19 protein-coding genes are annotated in these 16,981 nt (G+C 71.2%); 9 read left to right on the forward strand and 10 right to left on the reverse strand.

Features of this window, described 5'->3' with window-relative positions:
- The first annotated feature begins 54 nt into the window (after window positions 1-54).
- A complete protein-coding gene (locus tag ACNNMR_RS10555) occupies window positions 55-579 on the forward strand; it encodes a DUF4240 domain-containing protein (protein ID WP_420000324.1) in 525 nt (174 codons plus the stop codon).
- Here ACNNMR_RS10555 and ACNNMR_RS10560 read toward each other — a convergent pair whose 3' ends face one another.
- Window positions 580-1,074: an N-acetyltransferase family protein gene (locus tag ACNNMR_RS10560; protein ID WP_419994290.1), complete on the reverse strand. Its 495-nt coding sequence runs from the start codon at window positions 1,072-1,074 to the stop codon at window positions 580-582.
- A 47-nt stretch (window positions 1,075-1,121) separates the two neighbouring features.
- Between ACNNMR_RS10560 and ACNNMR_RS10565 the strand changes: the two genes are divergently transcribed.
- Entirely contained in the window at window positions 1,122-2,015 is an 894-nt protein-coding gene (locus ACNNMR_RS10565; protein WP_419994291.1) for a TIGR01777 family oxidoreductase, read from the forward strand.
- A gap of 199 nt (window positions 2,016-2,214) precedes the next feature.
- Window positions 2,215-3,528 carry an NAD(P)/FAD-dependent oxidoreductase gene (locus ACNNMR_RS10570; protein WP_419994292.1) on the forward strand — a complete coding sequence of 438 codons (1,314 nt, stop codon included), beginning with the start codon at window positions 2,215-2,217 and terminating at the stop codon, window positions 3,526-3,528.
- Between the two features lie 63 nt (window positions 3,529-3,591).
- Here ACNNMR_RS10570 and ACNNMR_RS10575 read toward each other — a convergent pair whose 3' ends face one another.
- From ACNNMR_RS10575 to lipB, 4 genes are all read right to left on the reverse strand, one after another.
- Window positions 3,592-4,287 (reverse strand): DUF4191 domain-containing protein, encoded by a 696-nt coding sequence (locus ACNNMR_RS10575; protein ID WP_419994293.1) that lies wholly within the window; start codon window positions 4,285-4,287, stop codon window positions 3,592-3,594.
- An 11-nt stretch (window positions 4,288-4,298) separates the two neighbouring features.
- Window positions 4,299-4,466, reverse strand: coding sequence for a hypothetical protein (locus ACNNMR_RS10580; RefSeq protein WP_419994294.1), 168 nt, complete (start codon window positions 4,464-4,466; stop codon window positions 4,299-4,301).
- A 112-nt stretch (window positions 4,467-4,578) separates the two neighbouring features.
- The gene (lipA, locus tag ACNNMR_RS10585) at window positions 4,579-5,517 is read right to left on the reverse strand and encodes a lipoyl synthase (protein WP_419994295.1); all 939 of its coding nucleotides are present in this window, start codon (window positions 5,515-5,517) and stop codon (window positions 4,579-4,581) included.
- A gap of 64 nt (window positions 5,518-5,581) precedes the next feature.
- Complete coding sequence (gene lipB / locus ACNNMR_RS10590; protein ID WP_419994296.1) at window positions 5,582-6,364, reverse strand: lipoyl(octanoyl) transferase LipB; 783 nt, start codon at window positions 6,362-6,364, stop codon at window positions 5,582-5,584.
- Between the two features lie 200 nt (window positions 6,365-6,564).
- Here lipB and ACNNMR_RS10595 point away from each other — a divergent pair, with 200 nt between their 5' ends.
- Complete coding sequence (locus ACNNMR_RS10595) at window positions 6,565-8,052, forward strand: regulator (RefSeq protein WP_419994297.1); 1,488 nt, start codon at window positions 6,565-6,567, stop codon at window positions 8,050-8,052.
- A 28-nt stretch (window positions 8,053-8,080) separates the two neighbouring features.
- Here ACNNMR_RS10595 and ACNNMR_RS10600 read toward each other — a convergent pair whose 3' ends face one another.
- Window positions 8,081-8,548 (reverse strand): RDD family protein, encoded by a 468-nt coding sequence (locus tag ACNNMR_RS10600; protein WP_419994298.1) that lies wholly within the window; start codon window positions 8,546-8,548, stop codon window positions 8,081-8,083.
- A 206-nt stretch (window positions 8,549-8,754) separates the two neighbouring features.
- On the opposite strand from ACNNMR_RS10600, the gene glnA reads away from it, so the two are divergent.
- The 3 genes from glnA to ACNNMR_RS10615 all read left to right on the forward strand — a co-directional run bounded on the left by glnA (window position 8,755) and on the right by ACNNMR_RS10615 (window position 12,545).
- A complete protein-coding gene (gene glnA, locus ACNNMR_RS10605; protein ID WP_419994299.1) occupies window positions 8,755-10,170 on the forward strand; it encodes a type I glutamate--ammonia ligase in 1,416 nt (471 codons plus the stop codon).
- Window positions 10,171-10,611: 441 nt separating this feature from the next.
- Window positions 10,612-11,313: a hypothetical protein gene (locus ACNNMR_RS10610; RefSeq protein WP_419994300.1), complete on the forward strand. Its 702-nt coding sequence runs from the start codon at window positions 10,612-10,614 to the stop codon at window positions 11,311-11,313.
- Entirely contained in the window at window positions 11,310-12,545 is a 1,236-nt protein-coding gene (locus ACNNMR_RS10615) for a S8 family serine peptidase (RefSeq protein WP_419994301.1), read from the forward strand. Before ACNNMR_RS10610 ends, ACNNMR_RS10615 begins: the two co-directional genes overlap by 4 nt.
- A gap of 75 nt (window positions 12,546-12,620) precedes the next feature.
- On the opposite strand, the gene ACNNMR_RS10620 is transcribed toward ACNNMR_RS10615, so the two are convergent.
- Genes ACNNMR_RS10620 through ACNNMR_RS10630 form a run of 3 tightly spaced genes read right to left on the reverse strand, consistent with a single transcriptional unit; the run spans window position 12,621 to window position 13,887 of the window.
- On the reverse strand, window positions 12,621-12,944 hold the full coding sequence (locus ACNNMR_RS10620) for a DMT family transporter (RefSeq protein WP_419994302.1): 324 nt from the start codon (window positions 12,942-12,944) through the stop codon (window positions 12,621-12,623).
- Window positions 12,941-13,336, reverse strand: coding sequence for a DMT family transporter (locus ACNNMR_RS10625; protein WP_419994303.1), 396 nt, complete (start codon window positions 13,334-13,336; stop codon window positions 12,941-12,943). The genes ACNNMR_RS10620 and ACNNMR_RS10625 overlap by 4 nt, the downstream gene beginning before the upstream one ends.
- Window positions 13,333-13,887, reverse strand: coding sequence for a TetR/AcrR family transcriptional regulator (locus ACNNMR_RS10630; protein ID WP_419994304.1), 555 nt, complete (start codon window positions 13,885-13,887; stop codon window positions 13,333-13,335). The genes ACNNMR_RS10625 and ACNNMR_RS10630 overlap by 4 nt, the downstream gene beginning before the upstream one ends.
- Before the next feature lie 61 nt (window positions 13,888-13,948).
- Here ACNNMR_RS10630 and ACNNMR_RS10635 point away from each other — a divergent pair, with 61 nt between their 5' ends.
- Window positions 13,949-14,146 (forward strand): hypothetical protein, encoded by a 198-nt coding sequence (locus tag ACNNMR_RS10635; RefSeq protein ID WP_419994305.1) that lies wholly within the window; start codon window positions 13,949-13,951, stop codon window positions 14,144-14,146.
- Window positions 14,147-14,150: 4 nt separating this feature from the next.
- Here the strand turns inward: ACNNMR_RS10635 and ACNNMR_RS10640 are convergent, their stop codons facing one another.
- On the reverse strand, window positions 14,151-14,669 hold the full coding sequence (locus ACNNMR_RS10640; RefSeq protein ID WP_419994306.1) for a hypothetical protein: 519 nt from the start codon (window positions 14,667-14,669) through the stop codon (window positions 14,151-14,153).
- A gap of 143 nt (window positions 14,670-14,812) precedes the next feature.
- On the opposite strand from ACNNMR_RS10640, the gene ACNNMR_RS10645 reads away from it, so the two are divergent.
- The gene (locus tag ACNNMR_RS10645) at window positions 14,813-16,969 is read left to right on the forward strand and encodes a hypothetical protein (protein WP_419994307.1); all 2,157 of its coding nucleotides are present in this window, start codon (window positions 14,813-14,815) and stop codon (window positions 16,967-16,969) included.
- The last annotated feature ends 12 nt before the right edge of the window (window positions 16,970-16,981 follow it).

Consider the following 16,981-nt stretch of genomic DNA (forward strand, 5'->3'; position numbering starts at 1 on the left):
ATCCCGCGAGTCCGCGTGCGCGAAGGGCCTCGTGGGCCCATCCTTGACCTCGTGATGGAAGAGTCGGAGTTCTGGGAGCTGATCGACCGCTCCCGCGCGGCATCGGACGGCGATCCTGATGACCACGCGGACCTGCTGGTCGACCGGCTGGTGACGCTCGACCCCGACTCCGTGCTCGACTTCGCCCGGCACTTCGAGTCCCGGATGAACCGCTCGTACCGCTGGGATGTGTGGGGCGCGGCCTGGGTGCTGCTGGACGGGGCGAGCGACGACGCGTTCGACAATTTCCGCTGCTGGCTGATCGGCCAGGGGCGGGCGGTGTTCGAGGGCGCGCTGCACGGCGACCCGGACGACCTCGCGGATCTGCTGGACGACTTCGACCCGGAGGCGGACGGCGACGCGGAGGGCCTGGGCTTCGCCGCGGACGAGGCGTACGAGCAGCTCACCGGGCTCGAACGGCCCGAGCTGGAGCTGCCGCCGCCCCCGCGGGAGCCGGAGGGCGAGGCGCTGGACTTTGAAGACGACGTCGCGCTGGCGGAACGTTTCCCGAAGCTGTGGGAGCAGTTCAGGGAGGAGTAGTCACTCCTTGAGGCTGCGGCCCATGAGTACGTCGTCCACGTAACTACCGCCGAGCAGGAACTCCTCGGGGAGCACGCCCTCCACCGCGAACCCCGCGGCCTCGTACAGCCGCCTGGCGGGCGCATTGTGCCCGAGCACCCGCAGCGTCAGCCGCCGGGCGCCCTGGCCGCGGGCGAGGTCCGCGGCGCCGTCCAGCAGCGCCCTGCCGACGCCCTGGCCGCGCGCCCACTCGTCCACGATCAGGCCCTGGATCTGCCGCACATGGACGGATGCCGCGAGCGGGGTGGGCGGGACGACCTTGATGTACCCGGCGAGCCTGCCGTCGAGCTCGGCTACCAGGAAGTCACCGGTCCGGCTGCGGGTGGCGAAGAACGGCTCGTACGGCGGCTGCGGGCGGTCCTGCACGGAGTGCAGCGTGGACCAGCAGCGCAGGTCAAGGTCGAGCAGCTCGGCCCCGTCGGCGAAGGTGGCGGGGCGTATGACAAGGGACGGCATCAGCCCACTGTGCCACGAAGTGCCTGCGGGACAGGCAGGATATTCCCATGCGTATCGCAGTCACCGGCTCGACCGGCCTCGTCGGCACCGCACTCGTCTCCTCCCTGCTCGCGGACGGCCACGAGGTGGTCAAGCTCGTCCGGCGGGAGCCCGCCGCGGAGGGGGAGGTGCGGTGGGACCCCAAGCGGCAGTACGTGGACACAGCAGGGCTCGCGGGGTGTGACGCCGTGGTGCACATGGCGGGTGCCGGGGTCGGGGACCACCGGTGGACCGACGCGTACAAGCGGGAGATCCGGGACAGCCGGGTCCTGGGCACGGCGGCGATCGCGGAGGCGATCGCCTCGCTCGACGTGCCGCCGAAGGTCTTCGTCTCCGGCAGCGCGGTCGGCTACTACGGCGACACGGGCGACAAGCGGGTGGACGAGTCGACGCCGCCCGGTGAGGGCTTCCTGGCGGACGTGTGCCAGGAGTGGGAGGCGGCGGCGGAACCAGCAGCCGAAGCAGGCGTACGCACCCTCCTGGCCCGCACCGGCCTGGTGGTGTCCCGCCACGGCGGCGCCTGGGGCCGCCTCTTCCCCATCTTCAAGGCAGGCCTCGGCGGCCGCCTCGGCAAGGGCGTCCAGTACTGGTCCTTCATCGCCCTCCACGACCACATCGCCGCCCTCCGCCACCTGATCGACACGGACTGGCTGACGGGCCCGGTCAACCTGACCGCCCCGGAGCCGGTCACCAACAGGGAAGCCACCAAGGCCATGGGCAGGGTCCTCCACCGCCCGACCCTCTTCACGGTCCCCACCCCGGCCCTCCGCCTCGCCCTGGGCGACTTCTCCGAAGACGTCCTCGGCAGCCAGCGCGTCATCCCCCGCCGCCTCCTGGACTCGGGCTTCTCCTTCGCCTTCCCTGAGATCGACGACGCGATCAAGGCGGCGCTGCGCGGCTGACCGCACCCGGGTACGAAACGAGGGCGCGGGGCGGGGGTGCGCGCCCGCCATGCCCCCGTGCTCAGCATGTGCGCGCTGACCGGAAGGCCCAATTCCCGCCTAGGTTTCCCCCTGCCGGGTAGCCCCCCACCTCACCGGGCATGAAACAGGCGCCCTGGCACAAGGCACCGCACAACCCCGCACCCCCCGGGAGGGCACCGTGCTGAGCTTCGCACCCCGCACACGGCCGCACGACACCACGGACGTGGTGATCGTCGGGGCGGGACTGGCCGGACTCGCTGCAGCACAGCACCTGACCCGCGCGGGACTCTCCGTCATCGTCCTGGAGGCCGCGGAGCGCCCCGGCGGCCGCATGGCCACCGACACCATCGACGGCTTCCGCCTCGACCGCACTCCCCACCTGTTCAACGGCTCGTACCCCGAACTCCACCGCACCCCGGGCCTGCAGGACCTCCCGCTGCGCCCGTTCACGGCCGGCGTGGTGATCGCCGACGGCCCGCGCATCGGCCGCCACCGGAGCACAGGGGGCGCACTCACCACCGCACGCGCCCTCGCGACCGCGGTCCGCGGCCCGCTCACCGGCGGCCCGCTCTCCGGCGCGCTGGAGGAGGCCCGCCTCACCGCCGCGCTCTCCCGGCTGGCCGCGGCCCCGCCGCACCGCCTGCTGTCCCGCCCGGAACGCCCGGCGACGGCCTCCCGCACCGCGAGCCTGCTCCGCCCGCTCCTCTCGGCCCTCCTCAGCGACCCGGGCCTCACCACCTCCAGCCGCGTCGCGGACCTCGCCCTGCGCTCGTTCGCCCGCGGCCACGTCTGCCTCCCGGCGGGCGGCGCCGCCACGGTCCCCGACCGCCTCGCGGCCGCGCTCCCCCGCGGCGTCGTCCGTACGGGCATGCGCGCGGTCTCGGTGGACACGACGGCCGTACGGACCGCGGCAGGCGAGGTGCTGCGCTGCCGCTCGGTGCTGGTCGCCACGGACGCGAGCGCCGCCGCCGACCTGCTGCCCGGGCTGCGGCTGCCCGCCTTCCACCCGGTGACGGTGCTGCACCACACCGCCCCCGAGGCCCCGCCGCGGGAGCCGGCGCTGGTGCTGGCGGCGCAGGGCTCCGAGGGCCCGGTGGCGCACACGGCGGTGGTGAGCGAGACGGACCCGTCCCGTAGCCCGGCGGGCAAGGCCCTGATCACCTCGACAGTGCTGGGCCCGGCCGCGTACGAGCCGACCGGCGTCCTCGACAAGGCCGCCCGCAGCCAGCTGGGCCGCCTCTACGGCACCCAGGCGGAGGACTGGGACCTCCTGGCCGCCCACCACGACCCGCGGGCCGTACCGGCCATGCCCGCGCCGCACGACCTGCACCGGCCCGTCCGCCTGGTCTGCGGCCTGTACGTCTGCGGCGACCACCGCGACACGAGCACCCCGCAGGGCGCCCTGCACTCGGCCCGGCGCGCGGCGACAGCGGTCCTGTCGGACCTCGGCTGCCGTCCGGCGCCGCTGCCCGCGGTCGACAAGGCGGCTTGAGTACGACGACGGGCCCCGGTGCGGTGCACCAGGACCCGTTCACCTCGTAATAAAAACCAGGCGTCAGCGCGCCTTGCCGCCGCCGCCCTTCGGCATACGAGCGTTCTTCGGCATGGGGCCCTTCGGGATCGGCATGTTCGACATCAGGTCGCCAAGCGCCTTGAGCCGGTCATTCACCGTGGTCACCTGCGGCCCCGACAGCGAGCGCGGAAGCTTCACCATCGTGGTGCGGAGCTTCTTCAGCGGGACCTGGCCCTCGTCATTGCCGACGACGACATCGTGGACGGGGACGTCCGCCACGATCCGCGACATCTTCTTCTTCTCGGATGCCAGCAGGCCCTTCACCCGGTTCGGGTTGCCCTCGGCGACCAGGACGATGCCGGCCTTGCCGACCGCGCGGTGGACGACGTCCTGGTTGCGGTTCATGGCCACGGCCGGGGTGACCGTCCAGCCGCGCTTGAGGTTGTCCAGCACGGCCGCGGCGGCGCCCGGCTGGCCCTCCATCTGCCCGAAGGCGGCCCGCTCGGCCCGGCGCCCGAAGACGATCGCCATGCCGAGCAGCGCCAGCAGCAGACCAAGAATGCCCAGGTAGATCGGGTGCCCAATGGCAAAACCGATGCCGAGGAGGGCACCGAGAATGACGATGCCCACGGCCGCGACCACCAGGCCGACCTTGGGATCAGCCCGCTTGGTCATCTTGTAGGTGAGAGCGATCTGCTTCAGTCGCCCGGTGTTCTCTGGGGGTGCCGTGCTCGCCATAAGACGAAAGTTTACGTGGGCTGAGCGCTCCCGGTCGCGGTGGCCCTCATTACGACCTCGGTCTCCCGGCGGTCTTTGGCCCGCCGCCGGTCTTCTAGTACCGCATTCCAGGCATTGCGCCGCGCGGTCCGCTGGCCACCGCGCAGCAGCACCTGCTCGATCGTGCGCAGTGTCTGCATGACGTACCCCCCTGTCAGAAAATGATGAGTGGGCCGGGCTCCATGCTCACCCACTGGTGTTACCAGCGCGTGACCAGCCGGTCAAACGCGGTGAAAGCCCGGCCCAAGGCCGCTAGGCGGCCGCGGCGCCGCGGCGCTCCATGGCCTGCTTGTACAGCCGCCCGGCGCGGTACGAGGACCGGACCAGCGGCCCGGACATCACGCCGGAGAAGCCGATCTCCTCGGCCTCCTGCTGCAGCTCCACGAACTCGTGCGGCTTCACCCAGCGCTCCACCGGGTGGTGGCGCGGGGTCGGCCGCAGGTACTGGGTGATGGTGATCAGCTCGCAGCCCGCGTCGTACAGGTCCTGCAGCGCCTGGCTGACCTCCTCGCGCTCCTCGCCCATGCCGAGGATGAGGTTCGACTTGGTCACCAGGCCGGCCTCGCGGGCGCGGGTGATGACCTCCAGCGAACGCTCGTAGCGGAAGGCCGGGCGGATGCGCTTGAAGATCCGCGGGACGGTCTCGACGTTGTGCGCGAGCACCTCTGGGCGGGACGAGAAGACCTCGGCCAGCTGCTCTGGGACCGCGTTGAAGTCGGGGATCAGCAGCTCGACGCCGGTGCCCGGCATCGCCGCGTGGATCTGCCGGACCGTCTCCGCGTACAGCCAGGCGCCGCCGTCCTCCAGGTCGTCGCGGGCGACGCCGGTGATGGTGGCGTACCGCAGCTCCATCTGCTGGACGGACTCGGCGACCCGCCGCGGCTCGTCGCGGTCGAGCTCGGCCGGCTTGCCGGTGTCGATCTGGCAGAAGTCGCAGCGCCGGGTGCACTGCTCGCCGCCGATCAGGAAGGTGGCCTCGCGGTCTTCCCAGCACTCGAAGATGTTGGGACAGCCTGCCTCCTGGCAGACCGTATGCAGCCCTTCGCTCTTCACGAGCTTCTGCAGGGCGTTGTACTCGGGACCCATTTTCGCCCGGGTCTTGATCCACTCGGGCTTTCGCTCAATGGGGGTCTGGCTGTTCCTGACCTCCAGGCGGAGCATCTTACGACCGTCGGGTGCGACAGCGGACACGTCCGGGCTCCTCAATACTTTCGATTCTGCGCCGCTCACCAGCGTACGCCTTCAGTTCTGTGGGTCAGACGGCCCGGGGCAGTGGGTTCGCGTTCTCGAGAACCTCGCGCAGGTGCTTCTCCACGACAGGGAGAACCTCGGCGACCGGCACATCTCTTCCCAGCTCGTTCGACAGCGACGTCACGCCCGCGTCGCGGATGCCGCAGGGGACGATGCGGTCGAACCAGGTGTTGTCCGGATTGCAGTTGAACGAGAAGCCGTGCATGGTCACGCCCTTGGCGACCCGGATGCCGATCGCGGCGAGCTTGCGGTCCTCGTGCCGCTGGCCGGCGTTGGACGGGGCGTACTCGGGGCCGGCGAGGCGCGGGTCGTACTCGTCGTCGTCCTGCTTGAGGCGTGGGTCGAAGTCGAGCGACAGGCCGCCGAGCTTCTGCTCGACCGCGTCGCCCAGCACCCACACGCCGCTGCGGCCCTCGACCCGGGTGGTCTCGACGCCGAAGTCCGCGGCCGTGAGGATCAGGGCGTCCTCGAGGCGGCGGACGTGGGCGACCACATCGACCGGGCGGGGGAGCTTCAGGATCGGGTAGCCGACGAGCTGCCCGGGGCCGTGCCAGGTGATCTTGCCGCCGCGGTCGACGTCCACGACCGGGGTGCCGTCGAGCGGCCGCTCGTTGTCCGCGGTGCGCCGCCCCGCCGTATAGACCGGCGGATGCTCCAGCAGCAGGCACGTGTCCGGGATCTCGTCCGCGAACCGGGACGAGTGCACCTGACGCTGCTCCTGCCAGGCCGCCTGGTACTCGACCGCGTCATCGCCGAACCCCAGATGAACGAAGCGCAGCTCGCTCACGTCTTCTCCCAGTTAACTCAGTGTCGCGTCCCCTGCAACTGTACGACCGCCCGCCCGAGACCTACCCAGCGAGGTCCGGCGGCAGCCTGGGGCCCGCTCCTCACACGATCGGATGAATGCCGGACGAAGGCGGCTATCTGGGCTGGTCAGGTCGCTACATTCCGTCGCGTCCTCCCAGGCGCAGGCAGGAGACCCTCCAGGTGACCGACCGACCCGCACAGCGCACCCCGAACCGCCAGCTAGCCGCGCTCATCGCGGAAGCCGGGTTCTCCAATGCCGGGCTCGCCCGAAGAGTCGACCAGCTCGGCATCGAGCACGGCCTCGATCTCAGATACGACAAGACCTCGGTCACCCGCTGGCTGCGCGGGCAGCAGCCACGCGGCACCACCCCGGCGCTGATCGCCGAGGTGTTCACCCGCCGGCTCGGCCGCCGGCTTTCCGCCCAGGACCTGGGGCTCGACGCGTGCGCGCCCGTCTATGCGGGCCTTGAATTCGCGGCCTCCCCGACCGAGGCGGTGGACATCGTCAGCGGCCTCTGGCGCAAGGACACCGGCAGCCAGGCCGAGCTCCGCAAGATCGCCTTCACCCCTGCGGGCCTTGTCGTGCCGAGCCGCGACTGGCTCATCGGCCGCCCCGACGACCGGGTGGCCCGAGGCGACCCGGCCATCGACGGCGCGACGAAGACCGCCGCCGTGAAGCCCGTACGGGTCCCGACCCAGGCCCGCGGCCCGCGAGCCGGCGCCCAGCCCCGTACGGGCGGCGAATCCGTGGACCGGGTGCCCGGGCAGCGCGTCACGCAGGGCGACATCGCCGCGCTGCGCTCGGTCGCGGAGCTCTTCCGCGCCCTCGACCATGCGTACGGCGGCGGGCACGCCCGGCAGGCGCTGGTGCGGTATCTGGAGCACGAGGTCGAGCCGATGCTGCGCGGCACGTATTCCGAGGTGACCGGGCGGCGGCTGTTCGCGGCGGCGGCGGATCTGACCCGGCTGGCCGGGTGGACCTCGTACGACATCGGGGCGCACGGCCTCGCACAGCGGTATTTCGTGCAGGCGCTGCGGCTGGCGCAGGCGGCCGGGGACCGGGGGTACGGGGCGTACGTCCTGGTCACCATGTCGCGGCAGGCGGTCTATCTCGGGCACGGCCGCGAGGCGGTGCAGCTGGCGCGAGTGGCGCAGCAGGGGGCGGGCAGCAATGTGCCCGCCGTGGTGCAGGCGCTGCTGCATGCGGCGGAGGCGCGCGGGCACGGCGTGCTCGGTGAGGTGCGCGCCTGCACGTCGTCGCTGGCGCGGTCCGAGCGGGCGCTGGAGACGTCGCGGCCGGGGGACGAGGTGCCGCACTGGGCGCGGTTCTTCGACGAGGCGCAGCTGGCGGACGAGTTCGGGCACTGCCACCGGGATCTGCAGCAGTACCGGGCGGCGGCGCAGCATGCGGAGCGGTCGCTGCAGCTGCGCGGGCAGGGGTATGCGCGCAGCCGGCTGTTCTGCCGGGTGGTGCTGGCGTCGGCGCGGCTGGGGCTCGGGGAGCTGGAGCAGGCGTGTGTGCTGGGCGCGGAGGCGGCGCAGCAGGCGTCCGAGATGCGGTCGGCGCGGGCGCGGGAGTACGTGAAGGACTTCGAGCGGCGGCTGGAGCCCTATCGGGACGCGGCGCCGGTGCGGGGGTATCGGGAGCGGGTGGCGGCGATGGCGTAGTCGGGTTTCCGGGGTCTCCGGGCTTTCGTCAGAGCCGTACGACGACGGACCGCGCCACGCGATCGTGCAGGCCACGCGTGTCGCGGTCCCACACCACGGCCGGGATGACCAGGCACAGCAGCACCGTGCGGGCCAGCACCCGTACGACGGAGACCCGGCCGCCGTCGATCGACTCGACCCGGATCCGCATGACCGCCTTGCCGGGCGTCAGCCCGACGGTGCCGACGGTCAGCAGCGTCAGCACGAAGAAGATCCCCAGCGCCCAATTGCCCGTCTGGGTGCTTTCGCCGCGGGCGAACAGGCCGTATGCGATCAGCAGGCACATCAGCCAGTCGATGACGAGCGCGCCGATGCGGCGGCCGACCGATGCGATCGATCCGCGGCCCTCCTTGGGCAGGCCGAGCTGCTCGCCCCGGTATCCGAAGTCCACGCCCATGCTCTCGGCCGCTGCGCGCGGCCCGGAGAGCCATGACCCGACTGCCTGTCGTCCATCCATTTCGCCCACACCACCACGGTACTGCGACACTCCGCCGTTCCGGCCGGGAGGGGGCGGGCATTCGAGATCCGGTTAACATCGCCGAAACAAATGGGTCACGCTCGAGAAATGCCCGGTGCCTAGGGTCGGCCGAGCATGCCACCGCACTGGCTGCCACTGAGCGCCCCGCCACCTACGACGCGCGTGGCGGGACTAGGAGGAGTTTGATGTTCCAGAACGCCGACGAGGCTCGGAAGTTCATCGCCGACAACGACGTGAAGTTCGTCGACGTCCGCTTCTGCGACCTGCCGGGCATCATGCAGCACTTCACGGTGCCGGTCGAGACTTTCGACCCGACCGAGCAGCTGATGTTCGACGGCTCGTCGATCCGCGGCTTCCAGGCGATCCACGAGTCCGACATGGGGCTGGTCGCGGATCTGTCGACGGCCCGGGTGGACCCGTTCCGCAAGGACAAGACGCTCAACATCAACTTCTTCATCCACGACCCGATCACCGGCGAGCAGTACAGCCGTGACCCGCGGAACGTGGCCAAGAAGGCCGAGGCCTACCTCGCCTCCTCCGGCATCGCCGACACCGCCTTCTTCGGCCCGGAGGCCGAGTTCTACGTCTTCGACAGCGCCCGCTTCGAGACCACCGCCAACCGCTCGTTCTACGAGATCGACTCCGAGGCCGGCGCCTGGAACACCGGCGCCCTGGAGGACGGCGGCAACCGCGGCTACAAGGTCCGCTACAAGGGCGGCTACTTCCCGGCTCCCCCGGTCGACCACTTCGCCGACCTGCGCGCCGAGATCTCGCTTGAGCTGATCAAGAACGGCCTCGAGGTCGAGCGCCAGCACCACGAGGTGGGCACCGCGGGCCAGGCGGAGATCAACTACAAGTTCAACACGCTGCTCGCCGCGGCCGACGACCTGATGCTCTTCAAGTACATCGTGAAGAACGTCGCCTGGCGCAACGGCAAGACCGCCACCTTCATGCCGAAGCCGATCTTCGGCGACAACGGCTCGGGCATGCACGTCCACCAGTCGCTGTGGTCGGGCGGCGAGCCGCTCTTCTACGACGAGCAGGGCTACGCGGGCCTCTCCGACATGGCCCGCTACTACATCGGCGGCATCCTGAAGCACGCCCCGTCGCTGCTGGCCTTCACCAACCCGACGGTGAACTCGTACCACCGCCTGGTGCCGGGCTTCGAGGCGCCGGTCAACCTGGTGTACTCGCAGCGCAACCGCTCCGCCGCGATGCGCATCCCGATCACCGGCTCGAACCCGAAGGCCAAGCGCGTCGAGTTCCGCGCACCTGACCCGTCCTCGAACCCGTACCTCGCCTTCTCGGCGCTGATGATGGCGGGCCTCGACGGCATCAAGAACAAGATCGAGCCGGCCGAGCCGATCGACAAGGACCTCTACGAGCTGGCCCCGGAGGAGCACGCGGGCGTCGCCCAGGTCCCGACCTCGCTCCCGGCGGTGCTGGACGCGCTGGAGCAGGACAACGAGTACCTGCAGGCCGGCGGCGTCTTCACCTCCGACCTGATCGAGACGTGGGTCGACTACAAGCGGGAGAACGAAATCGCCCCGCTGCAGCTGCGGCCGCACCCGCACGAGTTCGAGCTGTACTTCGACATTTAAAGCGCGGGCCGGTTATCCGGCCTGACGTCGGATTGCACAGCGAGGGCCGCTGTCCCGGATTCGGGGCGGCGGCCCTCGCTGTTGTGCACTCTGGCCACTCCAATAACATGCATCGCGCAGTCAACGGTTTACCGCGCTCTCCCGACCGCTACGGGGTGCGCGAACCGGAGTGATACCAACGAGGGGAATCAGTACGTGTCGTCCGCTTCCGCCCCGCCTCCATGGCAGCCGGGACCCCCGCAGTACTCGCCCGCCGCCGGGGCCCCGCCCCAGCAGGGCGGATATTTTCCGCCGCCGCCGCAACCCGGCGCGGGATACCAGCAGGCGCCGCCCCCGCCTGGCCACCTGCCGCAGCAGGGCGGCGGCTTCCCCCCGCCGCCGCCTCCCGGCGGTGGCCGTAGCCCCGGGCGGAAGGCGCGAATATGGGGCGTCGTCCTGATCGTGCTGGGCGCGTTCCCGCTGCTCGGCGGGCTGGCGGTGGTCGCGGCTGCGGTCAACAACGCGCAGCGCACCGAGACCAACCCGGAGTTCGCCGCCAAGGCCTGGCACAACCTGAAGTCCGACGAGATCTTCCCCGCGCATCTCAAGGACACCTCGATCATGCAGGAGAACACCGGCTGGACCCGGCAGGGCATCCTCCGCAAGGGCTTCTCCTGCGACGGGAACCTGAACGAGCCGTTCAAGAAGCAGGCCGCCTCGGCCGGCTGCAAGCAGGTCCTGGCGGCCACGTACACCGACGACACCGGCAAGTACGCCGCCACGGTGGCGCTCGTCGTCATCGGCTCGTACAAGGCCTCCCAGCCGCTGGCCGCCAAGTTCGACGAGGCCGTCAACGCGCGCCGGACCACCGACCTGGTGAAGCCCCCCGTCAGGCCGATCGCCGTCCCCAACACCCCGGCCGCGCAGTGGCGCGCCTACGGCGGCGCCGTCAGCGCGGTCACCACGGTCGATGAGAACGCCCCGTATGCCGTGGCCGTCACCGCCGGGCATACGGACCTCAAGCGCAAGTACGGCTACCTGCCCGGCGTCTGGGCGGATCAGGGGCCGGGCGAGGTGCGGCTTTTCCCGAAGATGGCCGAAGAGCTCGCGGGCATCTTCAGCCGTACGTTCCCGAGGACCATGGAAGGCGAGAAGACATCGTGAGGCGCCCGAACAAGACCTGCCTCGCCGTGCTGGCCGGCGGCCTCGCGGCCGCCCTGGTCGCCACCGCCCCGGGCACCGCCGTCGCGGCCTCGCCCGGCTGGGAGCGGCAGGCGATGTCCCTTTCCGCGGCGCACACCGTGAGCAAGGGCGACGGCATGACGGTGGCCGTCATCGACACCGGCATCGTCACCGACCAGCCGGTGCTCGCGGGCCGCGCCAAGAACGGCCCGGACTTCCTCAAGGAGGACGACCAGAACGAGTCCTGGTACGGCGGGCACGGCACGTCCATGGCGTCGAGCGTGCTCGACGTCGCGCCGAACGCGAAGGTCCTCGGGCTGCGGGCCATCCGCGACCGCGAGGACCCCGACTACAAGACCTGGAACGAGGCCATCCAGGAAGGCCCGGGGAACAACGACGGCCCCATGGACGCGCTCCGGGACGCGATTCTGTACGCGGTGAAGCACGACGCCGACGTCATCTCGATGTCGCTCGGCGACGCCAGCTGGACGGCACGCTACGACGGGGGCGAGGCCAATGCGATCCAGTACGCGCTGTCCAAGGGTGTCACCGTGGTCGCGTCCGCCGGGAACAGCGGCGATCTGAGCAAGATCGACGAGACCGGCAACGGTGACGACGAGAACAACATCGGCTATCCGGCCGGGTATCCGGGGGTGCTGACGGTGGCGGCCACCCAGCCCGGCGGCTCGCGGGCCTCCTTCTCGTCCGTCCACAACTACGTGGACGTCTCGGCGCCCGGCGTGGACATCTACGGCGCCAGCAACCGCGGCAAGGGCCGTAAGGCCGGCGACGGCACCTCGCCCGCCGCCGCGCTGACCGCGGGCACGGCGGCGCTGGTGCAGGCGAAGTACCCGAAGCTGTCGCCGGCCCAGGTGGTCCAGGTGCTGCAGAAGTCGGCCTCGCACCCCGGCACCTATTCGCCGCTCACCGGCTACGGCCAGATCAACGCCGCGGCGGCGCTGCGGACCGCGGCGAAGGTCAAGGGCATCGGGTCGATGCCGGTGGGCAAGATCGGCGCGGGCCGGCACTTCGGCCCGGGCGACGACGGCACGGCTCCGCGCGTCAAGGCCAGCATCGACAGCGAGTACCTGACGATGGCGGCGCTATTCGGCGTGCCGGGCCTGCTGGCGATCGTCGGCGGGATCCTGCTGGCGATCCGGGGGCGCAAGGCCCGCAAGGCCGCGGTCGCGCCGGCGTATCCGACGGCGTACTGACGGCCGCTGCCGGCGTCGCCGCCTTGACTCACGTTCGAGTCATGGCGGCGACGCCAGCAGCGGCAGGCTCGCCCGTCAGTGCGCGGCGCCCAGCTCGATGAGCAGCACACCCGCCGCGATCAGCGCTATGCCCAGGCCCATGACCTTCGTGAGGGGCTCGTTGAAGAGGATGCGGGAGGAGATGGCGGCCAGGGCGACGCCGGTGGCGGCCCAGATGCCGTAGGCGACGCCTAGTGCCATGCCGCCGTCGAGGGCCAGGCTGAGGAAGGCGAAGGCGGCCAGGAAGCCGGTGACGACGGCTGCGAACCACTTTCTGCTGCCGCCCCGCGAGGCCATCCGCAGCGACAGCGAGGCGGCGGCCTCGGAGAGGATCGCGCCGACCAAGAAGACCCAGTTCATGCCTTCGCCCCTTCCCCGTCCGTACGGGATCCGGCGCCGGCACCGCGCGCCTCGCGCGCCTCCCGCGCCTGCGCCGCCTGGGAGCCCATCTCCACGCACATCACCCCGGCGATCACCAGGCCAATGCCCACCCCCATCAGCCCCGTCAGCGCATCACCGAAGATGAACTTCGCCAGCACCGCGGTCAGCGCAACACCCCCGGCAGCCCAGATCCCGTACGCCACCCCCAGCCCCATCCCGGCCCGCAGCACCATCGACAACGCGGTGAACGCGCCCACGTAACCGACGACGACCACCCCGTACCAAGCCGGACCGTCCAGCGCCGCGCGCAGCGACAGCGTGGCGATGACCTCCATCAGAATCGCCGCGGTGAGCAGCAGCCACTTCCTCATGACGCGCCCTCACCCTCATCCGCGAGGAGTTCATCCGCGACCGCCAGCAGCAGATCCCGGTCCCGCTCCGGTACGGGAAAGACCCCGGTCGCCGCCGCCGTCCAGTAGCCGTCGGCCAGCAGCCGCGCCGCGGTCAGCCGCCCGTGGACCGGCGCCGGCAGGTCCGCCGGCAGGTCCAGCCAGGGGCCCAGCCGCCGGGTCCAGGCCTCGGTGAGGGCGTCGCGGTACAGCGCGTCGCAGCAGATCGCGTAGTCGGCGCGGTCGAAGTGCTCGGTCAGAGCGACCTGGACGTAACTGCGGATCCGCTCCTGCGGCGTCGCCGTCTCGACGGGCTGCCCGAGCCGCTCCCCCAGCAGCGTCTCCCACCGCGCGGCGACGTGATCGACGACCGCGATCATCAGGGCTTCTTTGGTCGGGAAGTGATACATCAGCCCGGGTTTGGTCACCCCGACCTGCTTCGCCGCGGCGTCCAGGGTGATGTTGCCGCCGCCCTCGACCCGGAGCAGATCAAGGGCGCCTTCCAGGATTCGGTGCTTCGCGTTGCCTGCCATGCGGCTACTTTACCATCCGGAAGGTAAAGCTCGCCGGAGGCGCACCATCCCCGCCCTCGGCGTGGATGTGGCAGTGAAGCAGGTGGTGCTGAACGCCTCGGTGCCGGAGCGGGAGCGCGCGGAGCTGCTCGCGCGGGCCGGGCGGGAGGCCCGTAATGCGGCTCGCTTACGCGACCACCCCAACATCGTCTCCGTGCTCCTGGCCAGCGGCGGTAGCGACGACGGCACGGTCCGGGTATGGAGCCTGCGGCGGACCTGACCGCTCAGAAGTTCTTTGACAGCAGGCTGCGCCACGACCAGCCGGCATCCAGGACTGTCTGCTGCACCGGGCCCTTCATGTCATTGCTGTCGTAACTGAACGACTGCCGCAGCCGACGGCGGCCGTCGGACCCGCGCTCAATGACCCATTGTCTGGATACCGTCCGCGCCGGTCCGCGGCCCCACTTGCTGCCCACCGCCAGTCTCGGTGGATTGCCGACCCGGCTGACTTCCCGGTGCTCTTCGATGGCCTCGACCTCGTTGGCCTGCGGCACCAGGCGCATCCGGATGGTGAGCGTGCGGGTCAGCTGGTGGCGCACGAAGAAGTTGCGCCCCACTGGCTCCGCGAGCCGCCATTCGGCCACGAAATGGACACCCTCGGCGGCGCCGTCGCGCACCACCCAGGGCACGTCGGGCCCGTTGAGCGCAAGCAGCGCGGCCCGCACCTCCACCACATTGCGCGGCTCGACGTCCGGCGGCGGGTGCGTTACGTACCGTCGGCTCAGCAGTCGCAGCAAACCCATCGGGCCAACGTACACATGAATGCGCCAAGTCCCCTGGCCGGCCACCGTTCCACAGACGTATCCCCGCTGATCCGTTAACGTTCTCTGCCACATCGGTCACTGGTGCGCCCGACCGGGCGTGTGGGCAGTCCATGGGAGCGTCTGTGCCTGAGGTCGTGGGATCGGAGAGTCTGCTGAGCAAGGAGGGCTTCTTCGCCCGCCTGTTTGGGCGTTCCTCCTCCGGTGCCCGCCAGGATCCGCTGTACGGGCCCGACCTGCCCGTGGTGCTCCTCACCGGCGGCCCGGGTATGGGCAAGGAGCGGCTGCTGCACGAGGTGCGGGACCGGTTCGCGAAGAAGGTGCCGGTCATCTACGTGGACTGCCGCCAGCCGACGTATGCGGCCCACGCCCGGCAGGAGCCCGGCGCCCGCTCGGCGGCCACCGAGGTCCTGTTCGACGCCGCGGAGCGGCTGAGTGCCTGGCACGGCACGGGCGGCTCGTTCACCTTCCCGCGGCTCTTCGCGGGCCTGGCGGTGCTCGCGCCCGGCGTGCAGCAGGCAGGCGCCGCGGCGGTCGCGGCGGAAGTCGAGCGGTACGAGGAGCTGGCCCAGCGGCGGGGCAGGTTCGGCATGGGGCGGGGCGGCTTCTGGAGCGGCGTCATCCGCGGCACCCTGAAGGGCCTGCTGGCGACGGCGGCCGCAAACGCCCTCGGCCCGTACCCGGCCGTCTTCGTCAACGCCCTCGTGGACGGGATCCTCGCCCAGTCGGCACCGGGCGGCCGCAAGGAACTGCAGCGGGTCTACGGCGCCTATCCCGGCGCGGGCGGCGTACCCGCGTTCGGGCTGAAGAACCTCGCGCGCGACTTCCACGCCGGCGGGGAAGCCAGGAAACCGGCGGAGGCCTTCCTCTTCCGCGCGCTGCGCGAGGACCTGGAGGCCGAGTACGCGACCATGGCCGGCTGGCTGAGTTTGGTCGGCCGGCCCGCGCTGCTCCTCGATCATGCCGATTCGCCGCTCGGACAGGCGCTGTTGCGTGCCGTGCTCGCCGATCGCCGGGACGGGCAGCGCGACCGCGTTGTCGTCGTCGGTACGGCGCGCCGCGCGGACGGCGGCGCCTTCCTGCACCGCGGGCTGCCGCTGGAGGAGACGAGGGCGCCGGCGGCGTTCCGCCCTGCCGACGACATCCCGCTCACCTGGACCCGGCCAACGGACCGCGCGGCCGAGGGCGTCAGCCGGGCGAAGCTCGCCGACGGGGTGCTGCTGCTGCAGATGCCGTACTTGACCAGCACCCAGATCAGCCACGAGATCTCCCGCTGGCAGACGGGCACGCCGCCGGCGGGTGGCGCCCATGCCCTGCTCATCGACTCCGCCGTGACGAGCCTGAGCGTCGGCCGGCCGCACACGGTGCTCCGGCTCGCCGCCGCCGCCTCCTCCTTCGAGATGCCGGAGGACGCCAACCACCGCGACCTGCTGAACGCCCCGCTGCGCGACGACACCGCGCCCGCACGGCCGGTGGCTGAGGTGCTGCTGCAGGAGCTGATCGAGGACCAGCTGCCCACCGAGTTGCCACCCGAGTTCCACCCCCAGTGGCTCGATCTGCTCACCCATCTCTCCATCGCCCACGACACGGAATGCGCTGATGTCCTGCTGCGCCACCACCAGGAGGGCCACACGCACAAGCTGGCGGCGCATCAGGTGTCGAAACTGCTCGTCGACGCCGGCTGGCCGCGCTGCGAGCGGCACTTCATCGGCGACTTCGGGCTGCGCCAGCTGCTGCTGCACCGGCTGTACGGGCTGCGCCCCGACGGCGCCGCGTGGAACGCCGGCCATCAGCTGCTGCGGGACCACTACGCGGCGCCCCCGGCGCAGGACGAAACTCCGCCGCCCGGCCGGGCCTTCGGGTCGGTCACGGCGCACTGGATGAACCACCACCTGGTGTCCAGCGGCGCGGAGGACGTGGTCCGCGAACTGGTGGTCACGCTGCCCGGCCGTCCTCAGGAGTGGTGCGCTGAGCTGCTCGAGGCCACCCAGGCGCCGTACCCCCCGGGAGCGGACGCCCGCCTCCAGCGCGCCCTCGGCCAGGTGCAGATCCCCGGCACGGAGCTGCAGCAGATCATCGACCGGCTGCTGCACACGGTGTGGCTGTGCCAGGAACGCACCCGGCCGATCGCGATGACGCTCGACAACACCCTGACCACGCTGCTGACGGTGCTCGGTACCAAGACGTTCAACGGCGCGGGGCACATCGGCGCCGCGACGGCCAACTGGGCAGGCTTGGCGGCGGCCGGACAGCCGCTGCTGCACTGTTCCTGCATGAAGTAGACGGTCCGGATT

Source organism: Streptomyces boninensis (assembly GCF_048572725.1).
Classification (GTDB): Bacteria; Actinomycetota; Actinomycetes; order Streptomycetales; family Streptomycetaceae; genus Streptomyces; species Streptomyces boninensis.